At 63.1% G+C, this 16,722-nt stretch carries 14 protein-coding genes; all 14 read left to right on the top strand.

All coding sequences use genetic code 11. The features are described from left to right. Positions 1-12 precede the first annotated feature (12 nt). Positions 13-600 (top strand): NADH-quinone oxidoreductase subunit C, encoded by a 588-nt coding sequence (locus DFO50_RS00850; RefSeq protein ID WP_028498011.1) that lies wholly within the window; start codon positions 13-15, stop codon positions 598-600. Continuing rightward, on the top strand, positions 593-1,846 hold the full coding sequence (locus DFO50_RS00845) for an NADH-quinone oxidoreductase subunit D (protein WP_028498010.1): 1,254 nt from the start codon (positions 593-595) through the stop codon (positions 1,844-1,846). Before DFO50_RS00850 ends, DFO50_RS00845 begins: the two co-directional genes overlap by 8 nt. Next, positions 1,846-2,346 (top strand): NADH-quinone oxidoreductase subunit NuoE, encoded by a 501-nt coding sequence (gene nuoE, locus DFO50_RS00840; RefSeq protein ID WP_028498009.1) that lies wholly within the window; start codon positions 1,846-1,848, stop codon positions 2,344-2,346. Before DFO50_RS00845 ends, nuoE begins: the two co-directional genes overlap by 1 nt. Continuing rightward, positions 2,346-3,641 (top strand): NADH-quinone oxidoreductase subunit NuoF, encoded by a 1,296-nt coding sequence (nuoF, locus tag DFO50_RS00835; protein WP_028498008.1) that lies wholly within the window; start codon positions 2,346-2,348, stop codon positions 3,639-3,641. Before nuoE ends, nuoF begins: the two co-directional genes overlap by 1 nt. A 3-nt stretch (positions 3,642-3,644) precedes the next feature. Next, complete coding sequence (nuoG, locus tag DFO50_RS00830) at positions 3,645-5,987, top strand: NADH-quinone oxidoreductase subunit NuoG (RefSeq protein ID WP_112691913.1); 2,343 nt, start codon at positions 3,645-3,647, stop codon at positions 5,985-5,987. A gap of 3 nt (positions 5,988-5,990) precedes the next feature. Next, positions 5,991-7,037 (top strand): NADH-quinone oxidoreductase subunit NuoH, encoded by a 1,047-nt coding sequence (gene nuoH, locus DFO50_RS00825; protein ID WP_051528632.1) that lies wholly within the window; start codon positions 5,991-5,993, stop codon positions 7,035-7,037. Positions 7,038-7,053: 16 nt separating this feature from the next. Further along, entirely contained in the window at positions 7,054-7,536 is a 483-nt protein-coding gene (gene nuoI / locus DFO50_RS00820) for an NADH-quinone oxidoreductase subunit NuoI (protein WP_028498005.1), read from the top strand. Positions 7,537-7,545: 9 nt separating this feature from the next. After that, positions 7,546-8,184, top strand: coding sequence for an NADH-quinone oxidoreductase subunit J (locus DFO50_RS00815; RefSeq protein ID WP_112691912.1), 639 nt, complete (start codon positions 7,546-7,548; stop codon positions 8,182-8,184). A gap of 23 nt (positions 8,185-8,207) precedes the next feature. Beyond that, entirely contained in the window at positions 8,208-8,513 is a 306-nt protein-coding gene (nuoK, locus tag DFO50_RS00810) for an NADH-quinone oxidoreductase subunit NuoK (protein ID WP_028498003.1), read from the top strand. A 25-nt stretch (positions 8,514-8,538) separates the two neighbouring features. Next, a complete protein-coding gene (gene nuoL / locus DFO50_RS00805) occupies positions 8,539-10,557 on the top strand; it encodes an NADH-quinone oxidoreductase subunit L (protein WP_107888784.1) in 2,019 nt (672 codons plus the stop codon). A 39-nt stretch (positions 10,558-10,596) separates the two neighbouring features. Next, positions 10,597-12,096 (top strand): NADH-quinone oxidoreductase subunit M, encoded by a 1,500-nt coding sequence (locus tag DFO50_RS00800; protein WP_028498001.1) that lies wholly within the window; start codon positions 10,597-10,599, stop codon positions 12,094-12,096. Positions 12,097-12,127: 31 nt separating this feature from the next. Next, positions 12,128-13,591: an NADH-quinone oxidoreductase subunit NuoN gene (gene nuoN, locus DFO50_RS00795; protein WP_112691911.1), complete on the top strand. Its 1,464-nt coding sequence runs from the start codon at positions 12,128-12,130 to the stop codon at positions 13,589-13,591. Positions 13,592-13,743: 152 nt separating this feature from the next. Continuing rightward, positions 13,744-14,580, top strand: a complete 837-nt coding sequence (gene metF, locus DFO50_RS00790; RefSeq protein ID WP_028497999.1) for a methylenetetrahydrofolate reductase [NAD(P)H] — start codon at positions 13,744-13,746, stop codon at positions 14,578-14,580. Positions 14,581-14,804: 224 nt separating this feature from the next. Continuing rightward, on the top strand, positions 14,805-16,670 hold the full coding sequence (locus DFO50_RS00785; RefSeq protein WP_158537383.1) for a TonB-dependent copper receptor: 1,866 nt from the start codon (positions 14,805-14,807) through the stop codon (positions 16,668-16,670). Positions 16,671-16,722: the final 52 nt, after the last annotated feature.

The following is a 16,722-nucleotide window of genomic DNA, read 5'->3' as shown; positions in this document are numbered from 1 at the left end:
AGGTAAACGCCCATGGCATCGTACCTGGACGCGTTGAAGGCGCAGACCGAATCGCTTCTTGGCGACCGGCTTGTGTCGGCGACCACTGCCCTCGGCGAGCTGACGCTCGTCTGCAAAGCCTCCTCCATCGTCGAATCCTGTCGCCTGCTGCGCGACGAAGCCGGTTTCGAACAGTGCATCGACCTGTGCGGGATGGATTACAGCACCTACAAGGACGGCGCCTACGACGGCGCCCGTTTCGCGGTCGTGCTCCACCTGCTGTCCGTCGCGCACAATCTGCGCGTTCGCGTGCGCTTCTTCGCTGAAGACGACAGTTTCCCGGTCGTGCCGTCGCTGGTCGACATCTGGCCGGGCCTCAACTGGTTCGAGCGCGAAGCGTTCGACCTGTTCGGCATCGTCTTTGACGGTCACCCGGACCTGCGCCGCATCCTGACCGACTACGGTTTCGTCGGCCACCCGTTCCGCAAGGACTTCCCGGTTTCCGGGCATGTGGAAATGCGCTACGACCCGACCGAAGGCCGCGTCATCTACCAGCCTGTGACCATCGAGCCGCGTGAAATCACGCCGCGCATCATCCGCGAGGAGAACTACGGTGGCTGAAATCCGTAACTACACGCTGAACTTCGGTCCGCAACACCCGGCCGCTCACGGCGTGCTGCGGCTGGTGCTCGAACTCGACGGCGAAGTCGTCATGCGTGCCGACCCGCACATCGGGCTTCTGCATCGCGGCACCGAGAAGCTGGCCGAACAGAAGACCTTCATCCAGAGCGTGCCGTACATGGACCGTCTCGACTATGTGTCGATGATGTGCAACGAGCACGCCTATGTGATGGCGATCGAAAAACTCATCGGGGTCGAGGTGCCGCTGCGCGCCCAGTACATCCGGGTGATGTTCGACGAAATCACGCGCATCCTGAACCATCTGCTGTGGATCGGCGCCCACGCGCTCGACATTGGCGCGATGACGCTGTTCCTGTACGCGTTCCGCGAACGCGAAGACCTGATGGACTGCTACGAAGCCGTCAGCGGCGCGCGGATGCACGCGGCGTACTACCGTCCGGGCGGCGTTTATCGCGACCTGCCGGACACGATGCCGCAGTACACTTTCTCCAAGCTTAAGAATGATCGCGAACTGGCACGCCTGAACGAAAATCGTCAGGGCAGCCTGCTCGACTTCATCGACGATTTCACCCGCCGCTTCCCGGCCTGTGTCGACGAATATGAAACGCTGCTGACCGACAACCGGATCTGGAAGCAGCGTACGGTCGGCATCGGCGTGGTATCGCCGGAGCGTGCACTGGCACTGGGCTTTACCGGTCCGATGCTGCGTGGCTCGGGCATCGCCTGGGACGTGCGCAAGAAGCAGCCGTACGAAGTCTACGATCGCATGGATTTCGACATCCCGATCGGCGTCAACGGCGACTGCTACGACCGCTACCTGGTCCGTATCGAAGAATTCCGTCAGTCGAACCGCATCATCAAGCAGTGCGTCGACTGGCTGCGCAAGAATCCGGGCCCGGTCATCACCGACGACCACAAGGTTGCGCCGCCGTCGCGCGAGTCGATGAAGACCAACATGGAAGAGCTGATTCACCACTTCAAGCTCTTCTCCGAAGGGATGCACGTGCCGGAAGGCGAAGCCTACTGCGGCATCGAGCACCCGAAGGGCGAGTTCGGCATCTATCTCGTTTCCGACGGCGCAAACAAACCCTATCGTCTGAAGATCCGCGCCCCCGGCTATGCGCATCTCGCCGGCATGGACGAAATGTCCACCGGCCACATGCTGGCCGACGTGGTGTCGATCATCGGCACGCAGGACATCGTATTCGGGGAGATTGACCGCTGATGTTGTCGCCAGAAGCCCTCAAGCAGATCGACCGCGAGGTCGCCAAATACCCGGCCGACCAGGCCCGTTCGGCCGTCATGTCGGCGCTGCGCATCGCGCAGACCGAGCGTCACGCCACCGGCAGCACGCCGGCGGAGCGCGCGCTGACCACCGAACTGATCGAGTTCGTTGCCGATTACCTCGGCATCCCGGCGGTCGCCGCCTACGAAGTCGCAACGTTCTACAACATGTATGACCTCAAGCCGGTCGGCAAGTACAAGCTGACCGTGTGCACCAACCTGCCCTGTGCGCTGTCGGGTGGTGTGGACACCGGCGACTACCTGAAGCACAAGCTCGGTATCGGTTATGGTGAGACCACCGCCGACGGCAAGTTCACGCTGGTGGAAGGGGAGTGCATGGGCGCCTGTGGCGACGCACCGGTCATGCTGGTGAACAACCACAAGATGTGCAGCTTCATGAATCGTGAAGCCATCGACAAGAAACTGGCGGAGTTCGAATAATGGCCGTCTACACTTCCGGCGTCATTTTCGACGGCGTGGACACCTCGGATCCGAACTGCTGGACGCTCGACGCGTATCTGCAGCGCGGCGGCTATGTCGCGCTGAAGAAGATCCTCGACAGCAAGATCCCGCAGGAAGACGTGATCGCCGAGGTCAAGGGATCCAACCTGCGCGGCCGTGGCGGCGCAGGTTTCCCGACCGGCCTCAAGTGGTCGTTCATGCCGCGTTCGTTCCCGGGCGACAAGTACCTGGTCTGCAACACTGACGAGGGCGAACCGGGCACGTTCAAGGACCGCGACATCCTGCGCTTCAATCCGCATGCGCTGATCGAGGGCATGATCATCGCCGGTTATGCGATGGGCGTGAAACGCGCGTACAACTACATCCACGGCGAAGTGTTCGAGGATTACCTGCGCTTTGAAGCCGCACTGGACCAGGCCCGCGCGGCCGGCCTGCTCGGCGACAACATCAACGGTTCCGATTTCTGCTTCGACCTGTTCGGTCACCACGGTTACGGCGCCTACATCTGTGGCGAGGAAACCGCGCTGCTCGAATCGCTGGAAGGCAAGAAGGGCCAGCCGCGCTTCAAGCCGCCGTTCCCGGCCAGCTTCGGCCTGTACGGCAAGCCGACCACGATCAACAACACCGAATCGTTCGCGTCGGTGCCGTTCATCATGCGCGACGGCGGGCAGAACTTCCTCGACAAGGGCAAGCCGAACAACGGTGGCACCAAGCTGTTCTCGGTATCCGGCCACGTCAACCGCCCCGGCAACTACGAAGTCCCGCTCGGCACGCCGTTCGCCGAACTGCTGGAAATGGCCGGCGGCATGCGCGATGGCAAGAAGCTCAAGGCGGTGATCCCGGGTGGTTCGTCCGCTCCGGTGCTGCCGGCCGAGATCATGATGAACTGCACGATGGACTACGACGCGATCGCCAAGGCGGGATCGATGCTCGGTTCCGGCGCGGTCATCGTCATGAACGAGGACGTGTGCATGGTCCGGGCGCTCGAGCGTCTGGCCTATTTTTACCACGAGGAATCGTGCGGCCAGTGCACGCCGTGCCGTGAAGGCACCGGCTGGCTCTACCGCGTGATTCATCGCATCGCCAACGGCGAAGGCCGTCCGGGCGATCTTGAATTGCTCGATTCGGTCGGCAACAACATGGCAGGTCGCACCATCTGTGCGCTGGCTGATGCCGCCGTGTTCCCTGTTCGCAGTTTCACCAAGCACTTCCGCAATGAGTTCGAGTACCTGATCGAACACAAGAAGCCGCTGGTGAATCACAAATGGTGTTGAGCGATGCTTGAAATCGAAATTGACGGTAAGAAACTGACGGTGCCGCAAGGCAGCACCGTGATGGAAGCCGCCCACTCCGTCGGCACCTACATCCCGCACTTCTGCTACCACAAGAAGCTGTCGATCGCTGCGAACTGCCGCATGTGCCTGGTCGAAGTGGAAAAGGCGCCGAAGCCGCTGCCGGCCTGTGCCACCCCGGTGACCGACGGCATGAAGGTGTTCACGCATTCCGATCTGGCCACCAAGGCACAGAAGGGCGTGATGGAATTCCTGCTGATCAACCACCCGCTCGACTGCCCGATCTGTGACCAGGGCGGCGAGTGCCAGTTGCAGGATCTGGCGGTCGGCTACGGTGCCGGCGCGTCGCGCTATCAGGAAGAGAAGCGCAGCGTCGCAGGCAAGGACATGGGTCCGCTGGTCTCGGCCGAAGAAATGAGCCGCTGCATCCATTGCACGCGCTGCGTCCGCTTCACCGAGGAAATCGGCGGCCTGCAGGAAATCGGCATGGCCAACCGTGGCGAGCACTCGGAAATCCTGCCGTTCCTCGGCAAGACCGTGGACTCGGAAATCTCCGGCAACGTGATCGACCTGTGCCCGGTCGGCGCCCTGACCTCCAGGCCGTTCCGCTACAGCGCCCGGCCGTGGGAACTGTCGCGTCGCCGTTCGGTCAGCCCGCACGACGGCCTCGGCAGCAACCTGATCGTTCAGGTCAAGAGCCATGAGGTCAAGCGCGTCCTGCCGCTGGAAAACGAAGAACTGAACGAGTGCTGGCTCGCCGACCGCGACCGCTACTCGTACGAAGCCCTGAATGGCGCCGACCGCCTGACCCGTCCGATGGTCAAGCAGGATGGCAAATGGCTTGAGACCGACTGGGCCGGCGCACTCGATTATGTGTCGCATGCGCTGAAGGACATCGTCGCCCGCGACGGCGCCGACGCCATCGGTTTCCTGGCCTCGAACCATTCGACGCTGGAAGAATTGCTGCTGGTCAAAAAACTGGCCAGTGCGCTCGGGACCGGCAACGTCGATACCCGTGGCCGCCGCGCCGACTTCCGTGCCGACGGAAAACAGCAGGGCGCATTGTGGCTCGGCCGCAGCGTCGCCAGTTTGAGCACGCTCAAATCTGCGCTGCTGATCGGCTCGAATCTGCGCAAGGAGCAGCCGCTGATCGCTGCCCGCCTGCGCCAGGCGGTGAAGAAGGGCACGCAACTGAATGTGCTTGCGCTGGCCGACGACGCGCTGCTGTGCGACACCCGGGTCAAGACCGTGGTCAAGCCGTCGGCGCTGGTCGACACGCTGGCCCGCGTGCTGCGTGCCGTGGCCGAAGCCAAAGATGCCTCGCCGACGGTTGACGTGCGCAATATCGAAGCCGATGACGATGCCCGCGCCATTGCCGCCAGCCTGATCGCCGCCGAAGGCGATGCCGCCGTGCTGCTGGGTGCCCAGGCCGAACATCATCCGCGCTTCGCCGAACTGCTGGCGCTGGCCAACGACATCGCCCGCCTGAGCGGCGCCACTGCCGGTGTGCTCGGCCAGGCTGCCAACTCGGTCGGCGCCGAACTGGTCTGCCGCCCGGCAACGGGCGGTCGTCATGCCGGTGCAATGCTGTCCGAGCCGCGTCAGGCCTATGTGCTGCTGAATACCGAACTCGACTTTGACACCGCGAACGCCCGCCAGGCGCGCGCCGCCGTGGCCAATGCGAAGATGGTTGCCGCCCTGACCGCGTTCAGGACGCCGGAACTGCTCGAATACGCCGACGTGCTGCTGCCGATCGCGCCGTTCAGCGAAACCGCCGGCAGCTTCATCAATATGGAAGGCCGCCTGCAGACCTTCAACGGCGTGGTGCGTCCGCTGGGCGAAACCCGTCCGGCCTGGAAGGTACTGCGCGTGCTGGGCAATCTGCTCGGTGCCGCCGGCTTCGACTACGAGACGGCCGAAGACGTTCGCGTCGAAGCGCTCGAAGTCGCCGGCGACCTTGCCACCCGCCTGAACAATGGCGTGAACGGCGTTGCCGTGTCGCTGGCCGTGCCGGCAGCGGCGGGGCTGGAACGCCTGTCCGACGTGCCGCTGTATGCGACCGATGCGCTGGTCCGCCGCGCCCCGAGCCTGCAGCAGACCCGCGAAGCGCGTGAAGCCGCCCTGGCCCGCGTCCATCCGGACACGCTGGCGCAACTCGGTCTGGAACACGGCGCGCAAGCGCTGGCGGTCCAGCAGGGTGGCGAAGCCCGGGTGACGATCGAGGCCGATGCCGGCGTCCCGCCCGGCGTGGTCCGCCTGGCGGCCGCGCTGGCGGAAACGGCCGCGCTCGGCGGTTTCTTCGACACCATTGAACTGAAGCGAGGGTAAGCCGTGGAACTCCTGCAAAGCCTGCTCGGTCAGGACCTCGGCCTGGCCGCCTGGACGCTGTTGAAGATCGTGGTCATCGTGTTGCCGCTGATGGGCTGCGTGGCCTACCTGACGCTCGCCGAGCGCAAGGTCATCGGCTACATGCAGCTGCGGATCGGCCCGAACCGCGTCGGCATCAAGGGTGTGCTGCAGCCGATCGCCGATGCGCTGAAGCTGCTGACCAAGGAAATCATTTTCCCGACCAAGGCCAACAAGGGCCTGTTCATCCTCGGTCCGCTGCTGTCGATCGGACCGGCACTGGCCGCCTGGGCGGTGATCCCGTTCTCGCCGGAACTGGTGCTGGCCAATATCGACGCCAGCCTGCTGTACATCATGGCCATCACGTCGATCGGCGTGTACGGCGTGATCGTGGCCGGTTGGGCCTCGAACTCGAAGTATGCATTCCTCGGCGCCATGCGCTCCGCGGCGCAGATCGTGTCGTATGAAATCGCCATGGGCTTTGCCCTGGTGTGCGTGCTGATGGTGACCGGCTCGCTGAACCTGGTCGACATCGTTACCCAGCAGGGCCACGGCATGGCAGGCGGTTCGCTGCTGTCGTGGAACTGGGTGCCGCTGTTCCCGATGTTCGTGGTCTACCTGGTCTCGGGTGTGGCCGAAACCAACCGCGCGCCGTTCGACGTTGCGGAAGGCGAATCGGAAATCGTTGCCGGCTTCCACGTTGAATACTCGGGCATGGCCTTCGCGGTGTTCTTCCTGGCCGAATACGCGAACATGATCCTGATCGCGATGCTGACCTCGCTGATGTTCCTCGGCGGCTGGCTGTCGCCGTTCCCGGCATCGGTTCCGTTCCTGGGCGCTGGCGGTTTCCACTGGCTGGTGCTGAAGATCGCATTCATCCTGTTCTGCTTCCTGTGGTTCCGCGCCACCTTCCCGCGCTATCGCTATGACCAGATCATGCGTCTGGGCTGGAAAGTGTTCATCCCGGTGACCCTGGTGTGGCTGGTGTTGGTGGGTGTGTGGATGATGAGCCCGCTGTCCATCTGGAACTGAGGCGGGAGAAAAGACCATGATCAAGAACTTTTTCAAGACCTTCCTGCTGACGGAACTGGTGAAGGGGCTGGCGGTTACCGGCCGCCACTTCTTCTCCCGCAAGATCACCGTGCAGTACCCGGAAGAAAAGACCCCGATCAGCCCGCGTTTCCGCGGCCTGCACGCGCTGCGTCGCTACCCGAACGGTGAGGAGCGCTGCATTGCCTGCAAGCTGTGCGAAGCCGTCTGCCCGGCGATGGCGATCAATATCGAGTCGGAAAAGCGCGAGGACAACACGCGCCGTACCACCCGCTACGAGATCGACCTGACCAAGTGCATTTTCTGTGGCTTCTGCGAGGAATCTTGTCCGGTGGACTCCATCGTCGAGACGCACATCCTCGAATACCATGGCGAAAAGCGCGGCGACCTCTACTACACCAAGCCGATGCTGCTCGCCGTCGGCGACCGCTACGAGGCCGAGATCGCCAAGAACCGCGAACTCGACGCGAAATACCGCTAAGGGGAAAGCATGTCGTTCCAGCTGATTCTGTTCTACGCGCTGTCCGCGCTGCTGCTGTTCGCCGGGGTGAGGGTCATTACCTCGAAAAACCCGGTGCACGCGGCGCTCAACCTCGTGCTCGCCTTCTTCGTGTCCGCCGGCCACTGGCTGCTGCTGCAGTCCGAGTTCCTGGCCATCGCGCTGGTGCTGGTCTATGTCGGCGCGGTGATGGTGCTGTTCCTGTTTGTGGTCATGATGCTCGACATCAACTTCGACAAGCTGCGTGAAGGGTTCTGGAAGCATCTGCCGTTCGCGCTGGTGGTGGCCGTCGTGCTGATCGCCGAGATGGTCTACGTGCTGGGCGGCCCGAATGCCCAGCTCGGACTCGAAGTGCCGGCGCCGCTGGCTGCCGATTACAGCAACGTCCGCGACATCGGCCTGCAGCTGTACACCACCTACCTGTATCCGTTCGAGCTGGCCGCCGTGCTGCTGCTGGTCGGTATCGTTGCCGCGATTGCGCTGACCCAGCGCCAGCGCAAGGAAACCAAGTGGGTCGATCCGGCTACCCAGGTAGTGGTCAAACGCGATGACCGCGTCCGCCTCGTCAAGATGGCGGCCGTAAAGCGCGACGACGCCGAAGACGCGCCGACAACCGACAACAACGCCTAAGGCGCGAAAGGGAGGAAAAACACATGCTCACACTGACGCACTTCCTCGTGCTGGCCGCGGTTCTGTTTGCGGTAAGCGTGCTCGGCATCTTTCTGAACCGCAAGAACGTGATCGTGCTGCTGATGGCGATCGAACTCATGCTGCTCGCGGTCAACTTCAACTTCATCGCCTTCTCGCATTACCTCGGTGATACGGCAGGGCAGATCTTCGTGTTCTTCATCCTGACCGTGGCCGCGGCGGAATCCGCGATCGGTCTGGCGATTCTGGTTGTGCTGTTCCGCAACCTGAACACGATCAACGTTGAAGACTTGGGCAGCCTGAAGGGCTAAGCACACAGGGAATAGAGACAAAAAAATGGACATGAAAAGCCTCTATCTGCTGATCGCGCTGGCGCCTCTCGCGGGTTCCGCGATTGCCGGCCTGTTCGGCTGGGCGATCAGTCGGCGCGCCGCACACATGGTGACCATCCTCGGGGTGGCCGTGTCGTGCGTCGGTTCGATCAGCGTTCTGAGCGGCATCCTGAACGGCGCGCAACCGTTCAACGGTGACGTCTACACCTGGCTGACCGTTGCCGGCCATACCTATTCGGTCGGCTTCCTGATCGACTCGCTGACGGCGATGATGATGGTCGTGGTGACCTCGGTGTCGCTGATGGTGCACATCTACACCATCGGCTACATGGCGGAAGACCCCGGCTACAACCGCTTCTTCAGCTATATCTCGCTGTTCACCTTCTCGATGCTGATGCTGGTGATGAGCAACAACTTCGTCCAGCTGTTCTTCGGCTGGGAAGCGGTGGGCCTGGTGTCCTACCTGCTGATCGGCTTCTGGTTCAAGCGTCCGACCGCGATCTTCGCCAACCTGAAGGCCTTCCTGGTCAACCGGGTCGGTGACTTCGGCTTCGCGCTCGGCATCGGCATGGTGCTGTACTACTTCGGCGGTTCGCTGAACTACACCGAAGTGTTTGCCAACGCGCCGGCACTGAAGGACGCGACCATCCAGCTGATCCCTGGCACCGACTGGTCGCTGATGACCGTGACCTGCATCCTGCTGTTCATCGGCGCGATGGGCAAATCGGCCCAGTTCCCGCTGCATGTGTGGCTGCCTGACTCGATGGAAGGTCCGACGCCGATCTCGGCGCTGATCCACGCCGCCACCATGGTGACGGCCGGCATCTTCATGGTCGCCCGCATGAGCCCGCTGTTCGAACTGTCCGATACCGCGCTGTCCTTCGTGCTGGTCATCGGCTCGATCACGGCGCTGTTCATGGGCTTCCTCGGCATCGTGCAGAACGACATCAAGCGTGTCGTCGCCTACTCGACGCTGTCGCAACTCGGCTACATGACCGTCGCGCTCGGCGCCTCGGCCTACAACGTCGCCGTGTTCCACCTGATGACGCACGCGTTCTTCAAGGCGCTGCTGTTCCTGGCCGCCGGCAGCGTGATCATCGGCATGCACCATGATCAGGACATGCGCAACATGGGTGGCCTGCGCAAGTACATGCCGATTACCTGGATCACCAGCCTGATCGGTTCGCTGGCGCTGATCGGCACCCCGTTCTTCTCCGGCTTCTACTCGAAGGACTCGATTATCGAGGCCGTGCATGCCTCGACGCTGCCGGGCGCGCAGTTCGCGTACTTCGCCGTCATCGCCGGCGTGTTCGTCACCGCGTTCTACAGCTTCCGCCTGTACTTCCTGGTCTTCCATGGCAAGGAACGCTGGATGCAGAAGGGCCACCATGACCATCATGGCGACGACCACGGCGAGCATCACCACGGTCTGGGCCCGAACGACAAGCCGCATGAAAGCCCGTGGGTCGTGACGCTGCCGCTGGTGCTGCTGGCGATCCCGTCGCTGCTGATCGGCTACTTCACCATCGAACCGATGCTGTATGGCGACTTCTTCAAGCAGGCCATCTTCGTCAACGCCGAACTCCACCCTGCGATGTCCGTCATCGCCGAAGAGTTCCATGGCGCGGCGGCGATGAGCATGCATGCCCTGTCGACGCTGCCGCTGTGGCTGGCCATCGCCGGGGTGGCAACTGCCTACGTGTTCTACATGGTCGCGCCGCAGATTCCCGCCGCGATCCGCAAAGCCGCCAGCCCGATCTACACCCTGCTGGACAACAAGTACTACATGGACGATCTGTACTTTGCCGTATTCGCCAAGGGCTCGCGCCTGCTCGGTACCGGCTTCTGGAAGATCGGCGATCAGACCCTGATTGACGGACTGATCGTCAACGGCTCGGCCCGCGTGGTCGGTTCGCTGGCCGCGGTGGTACGCAAGGTGCAGACGGGCTTCATCTACAGCTACGCCACCGCCATGGTCATCGGCGTGCTGGTGCTGCTCACCCTATTCGTGGTCGGCTTCTAAGACCTGTAGACGATTTAGAAAGAAAAGCTAGGTTCGAAAATGAGTGAGAATCTGCTCAGTCTGGTGATCTGGGTCCCGATCGTGGCCGGGTTGCTGACTTTGGCTACCGGAGGGGACCGGAACGCATCGCTGGCGCGAGTCATCGCGCTGGTCGGTGCACTGGCTGGCTTCGCATTGTCGTTGCCGCTGTACTTCGATTTCACGCCGCTGCATGGCGGCATGCAATTCGAGGAGTTCACCCCGTGGTTCGCCAGTCTTAACATCAACTACCATCTGGGTGTCGACGGCATCTCGATGTGGCTGGTCATCCTGAACAGCTTCACTACCGTACTGGTGGTGCTGGCCGGCTGGCAGGTGGTCGAGAAGCGCGTCGCGCAGTACTTCGCCGCCTTCCTGATCATGTCCGGGCTGATCAACGGTGCGTTCGCCGCACTGGACGCCGTGCTGTTCTACGTGTTCTTCGAAGCGATGCTGATCCCGATGTACCTGGTGATCGGTGTATGGGGCGGACCGCGTCGCGTGTATGCGTCGATCAAGTTCTTCCTGTACACGCTGCTCGGCTCGCTGCTGATGCTGGTGTCGTTCATCTACCTGTACTTCCAGGCCCAGGGGAGCTTCGAGATCCTGAAGTTCCACATGGTGCCGCTGTCGATGACGGCGCAGATCCTGCTGTTCGTGGCCTTCTTCTTCTCGTTCGCGGTCAAGGTGCCGATGTTCCCGGTGCACACCTGGCTGCCGGACGCACACGTGGAAGCCCCGACCGGCGGTTCGATGGTGCTGGCCGCCATCACGCTGAAGCTCGGCGCCTACGGCTTCCTGCGTTTCCTGCTGCCGATCGTGCCGGATGCCGCGCGCGAACTGCAGTGGCTGATGATTGTGCTGTCGCTGATTGCGGTGGTGTATATCGGCCTGGTGGCGCTGGTACAGACCGACATGAAGAAACTGGTCGCGTATTCGTCGATCGCGCACATGGGCTTCGTCACCCTGGGCTTCTTCATGTTCACGCCTGACGGCCAGCTGAACCAGTGGGCAGTCGAAGGCGCGCTGGTGCAGATGATCTCGCACGGCTTCGTGTCCGCCGCCATGTTCATGAGCATCGGCGTGCTGTACGACCGCCTGCACAGCCGCAATATCGCCGACTACGGCGGTGTGGCCAACAAGATGCCGATCTATGCCGCGTTCGCGCTGCTGTTTGCGATGGCCAACGCCGGCCTGCCGGCCACGTCGGGCTTCGTCGGCGAGTTCATGGTCATCATGGGCGCGGTGCAGGTCAACTTCTGGTTCGCGTTCTTCGCCGGCACCACGCTGATCTTCGGCGCTGCCTACACGCTGTGGATGTACAAGCGGGTGATCTTCGGTGACGTTGCCAACGAAAAGGTGGCCGAGCTGAAAGACGTGAACAAGCGCGAGTTCCTGATCCTGGCGGTGCTGGCCATCGCGGTGCTCGGCATGGGCCTCTATCCGCAGATGTTCGTGGAGGTGATGCACACCAGCGTCAACGATCTTCTGAGCCACGTGGCTCAGAGCAAGCTGATGTAAGTCGCCAACCCGCAACAAGGAAACACATCAAATGAGTTGGGCTGATTTGAATCTGATGCCGGCCTTGCCGGAGATCGTGCTGCTGTGCGCGGCGCTGGCGATCCTCATCATCGACCTGTTCGTGAAGAGCGAACGCCGCGGCGTCACCTATGCACTGTCGATGCTGACCCTGATCGGCACCGCCGTCGCCGTGGTCGCGTCCTGGGTCCCGTACCCGGTGCTGACCTTCAGCGGCATGTACATTGCCGACCCGGTGTCGAGCCTGTCCAAGCTGGGGCTGCTGGTCGCCGTCGGCGCCACCTTCGTCTATGCGCGGCAGTATGCGCATGACCGCGGCTTCCTGAAGGGCGAACTGTTTACCCTCGGGCTGTTCTCGCTGCTGGGCATGTTCGTCATGGTGTCGGCCAGCCACTTCCTGACCCTGTACATCGGTCTGGAGCTGCTGTCGCTGTCGCTGTACGCCATGATCGCCATGTCGCGCGAATCGATTCCGGCCACCGAAGCGGCGATGAAGTATTTCGTGCTTGGCGCGCTGGCGTCCGGCCTGCTGCTGTACGGCATCTCGATGGTGTACGGCGCAACCGGTTCGCTGCAGATCAGTGACGTGGCGCACGCCATCGGCGCCGGTCAGGCAAATACCACCCTGGTCAGCTTCGGTCTGGTGTTCATCATTGCCGGCCTCGCGTTCAAGCTCGGCGCCGTGCCGTTCCACATGTGGGTGCCGGACGTGTACCAGGGGGCGCCGACGGCGGTCACCGTGCTGATCGGCTCCGCGCCGAAGCTGGCGGCCTTCGTGTTCACCTTCCGCTTCCTGGCCCAGGCCCTGGCGCCGGCGGCGGTGGCATGGCAGCCGATGCTGGTCATCCTGGCCGTGGCCTCGCTGGTACTCGGCAACCTGGCCGCGATCATGCAGACCAACATCAAGCGCATGCTGGCCTACTCGACCATCTCGCACATGGGCTTCCTGCTGATCGGCATCCTGGCGGCCAGCCCGTCCGGCTACACCGCCGCGCTGTTCTACGCGATCACCTACATGCTGACCGCGCTGGCCAGCTTCGGCATCCTGGTGGCGCTGTCGCGGGCCGGTTTCGAATGCGAAACCATGGATGACCTCAAGGGTCTGAACCAGAAGAATGCCTGGTACGCGCTGCTGGTGCTGTTTGCCATGTTCTCGATGGCCGGTATCCCGCCGATGGTCGGCTTCTACGCCAAGTTTGCGGTGCTGAAGGCTGCCGTCGACGCCGGTCTGCTGTGGCTGGCCGTGGTCGGCGTGATGATGTCGCTGATCGGTGCGTTCTACTACCTGCGGGTGGTCAAGGTGGTCTACTTTGACGACGCGACCGACACCAGTAGTGGCGACAACCTCACCATCGGTGGCGACATGAAACTGGTGCTCGGCCTGAACGGCCTGGCCCTGCTGGTCCTCGGCGTGCTGCCGAACGGCCTGTACGCCGCCTGCCTGGAAGCCATGCGTCAGTCGCTGGGCGGCATGTAAGCGCTGCCAGCAACCGACAGACGCCCGCGGGATCGCTCCCGCGGGCGTTTTTGCGTCGGCGTGCCATATCGTTATGCGAACGGATACCTTGTCTATGGCGGGCGCTTTAGGCACAGTTCAGGACAAGTGCAATCATTCGCAGAGATCCAGGTATGTCGTCGGTCAAACCCACCATCAGTTTCGAGTTCTTTCCGCCCAAGACCGAAGAAGGGCATGCCAGACTGGCCACGGCGCGCAAGCAGCTGGCCCACTTCAAGCCGGCCTTCTTCTCGGTGACGTTCGGCGCCGGTGGCACCACGCGCGAGGGCACCCTGCGTGCCGTGCTCGATATCCGTGACGCCGGCTATGCCGCCGCTCCCCACCTGTCCTGCATTGGCTCGACCCGGGACAATATCCGCTCCATCCTCGACGAATACCGCGAGAAGGGCATCCGCCACGTGGTGGCGCTGCGCGGTGACATCCCGTCCGGCATGGGCGAAGTCGGCGAGTTCCGCTATGCCAACGAGCTGGTTTCGTTTATCCGCGATACCCACGGCGATCATTTCCATATCGAGGTGGCGGCCTACCCGGACTATCACCCGCAGGCGGTCAATGCCCGTGCCGACCTCGATGCCTTCGCCGGCAAGGTCCGTGCCGGTGCCAACTCGGCGATCACCCAGTATTTCTTCAATGCCGACGCCTACTTCGCCTTTGTCGACGAAGCCAGTGCGCGCGGCGTCGACATCCCGATCGTGCCGGGCATCATGCCGATCTACAACTTCAGCCAGCTGGCCCGCTTCTCCGACCTGTGCGGCGCCGAAATTCCGCGCTGGCTGCGGCTGAAGCTGCAGGCCTATGGCGACGATGTCGCCTCGATCCGCGCGCTGGGGCTGGATGTGGTGACCGAGCTGTGCGACCGGCTGCTGTCGAATGGCGCGCCGGGCCTGCACTTCTATACGCTGAATGCTGCCGGCAGCGTATCGACGCTGTGCCAGCGGCTCGGGCTGTAGCCCGGTTGATACCGGTCAACGCAATGACATGAAACCGGTCCGGCTGCGACGCTATGTCGCAGGGATGAACGGCCGCATGGGCTTACCATGCGGCCGTTCTTATTCGGATTGATGTCGTCATGTTTTTACGGAATCAGACTATTCTTATCGGCTTGGCTGTTTCGCCGGCTGTTTTTGCAAATTCCCCCGAGGCGGGGGCGGCGACGCAACTGGACGAGGTCGTGGTGACGGCTGCGCCAACCACGGCACCGCTGACGGTGACGCTGGACCCGCGAGCGACCTATCAGCCGGCGCCGGCGGCAGATGGCGCCGGCCTGCTGAAAGCGATTCCCGGCTTCAATGTCACCCGCAAGGGCGGCAGCGGCGGTGACCCGCTGTTTCGCGGCCTTGGTGGCGGGCGGCTGGATATCCAGGCCGACGGTACCGGCCTGTATGGCGGCTGCGGCGGTCGCATGGACCCGCCGACCGCGTACCTGAATCCGGAAACCTTCGATCGCGTGACGCTGCTGAAAGGGCCGCAGACGGTCAAGCACGGGCCGGTCGCCTTTGCCGGTACGGTGCTGTTCGAGCGCGAGGCCCCGGCTTTCGTCGAGCCGGGCATCGAAGGGCAGGCCAGCCTGCTGATCGGTCGTGACGGGCGGGTCGACTCCGGGCTGAACTTCTCCGCCGGCAGCTCGCAGGCCTATGTGCGCATCAGCACCCAGACCAATGACAGCGACGATTATCACGACGGCAACGGCAATGCGGTGCACAGCGAGAGCAAGCGCCGCGCCGGTTCGCTGACGATCGGCATCACACCGACCGAGAACACCACGCTGGAAGCCAGCTACGACATCAGTCGCGCCGAGGCCGCCTATGCCGATCGTGGCATGGACGGCAGCAAGTTCGATCGCAATGCGTGGAATCTCAAGTTCGAACAGCGCAACCTCACCAGCTGGCTGAACAAGGTCGGGGTGCAGGTATTCCGCAGCTACGTCGACCACGTGATGGACAACTACACTTTCCGCAGCACGCCGAAGATGAAGCAGGCGGCGATGAATCCGGACCGCACCGTGACCGGTGGCCGCGCCTATACCCAGTTTGCCGTTGGCGATGGCGAACTGGATGTCGGTTTCGACTGGCAGGATGACCAGCACCGCAGCCGCATGGGCATGATGGGCGCCGACTACCACGACAAGCCGTACGCGGCCGACATGTCGCTGGAACGGCGCGGCGTGTATGGCGAGCTGTCGTACCCGCTGGCCACCCGGACCCGGCTGATCGCCGGCCTGCGCCGTGATCGCGACGAGGCTCGCGACGACAAGCAGCTTGTGAATGGCACGGCCAATCCGAACTACGGGGTGACCCAGCGCAACAATCTGGACAGCGGCTTCATTCGTCTCGAACAGCGCTTCACCGATCCGCTGACGCTGTATGCCGGCTTTGGTCACGCCGAGCGCGGCGCCGACTACTGGGAACGCAATGCGCGCTTCAACCTGAAGCCGGAAACGCTGAACCAGCTCGACGTGGGCGCCTTGTGGCAGGGCGAGAGCCTGTCCGCGTCGCTGTCGCTGTTTGCCGGCCGCATCGATGACTACATCCTGGTCGACTATCGCGCGGCCAAGACCACGGCACGCAATGTCGACGCCAACCGTCGTGGCGGTGAGGCCGATGTGAAATGGCGCTTCCTGCCCGGCTGGACGCTGGGTGGTGCGCTGGCCTATGTCTGGGCCGAGAACGACAGCGAAGGCCGCCCGCTGGGGCAGACGCCGCCGCTGGAAGGCCGGGTGACGCTGAACTACGACAATGACCGCTGGTCGGCCGGTGGCCTGTGGCGGGTAGTGGCAGCGCAGGACCGGGTCGACATCGGTACCGGCAATATCATCGGTCGCGACCTGGGCACGACGCCGGGCTTTGCCACGCTGTCGATCAATGCCGGCTACAAGCCGCTGAAGAACCTGCAGCTGACCGCCGGCATCGACAACCTGTTCGACCGCACTTATGCCGAGTCGGTCAGCAAGGCCGGTGCCATGGTGGCCGGCTATGAGCAGACCAGCCGTGTCAATGAGCCGGGCCGGACCTGGTGGGTCAAGGGCCAGTACCGGTTTTGACTGCCGCCTTTGATGAGCGCGGGGGAGGGGAGTGGCGTCGGTGCACGCCCGA

Origin of the sequence: Microvirgula sp. AG722 (genome assembly GCF_003269145.1) — a bacterium.
Taxonomy (GTDB): domain Bacteria; phylum Pseudomonadota; class Gammaproteobacteria; order Burkholderiales; family Aquaspirillaceae; genus Microvirgula; species Microvirgula aerodenitrificans.
This window is presented reverse-complemented; position numbering and strand designations above follow the sequence as displayed.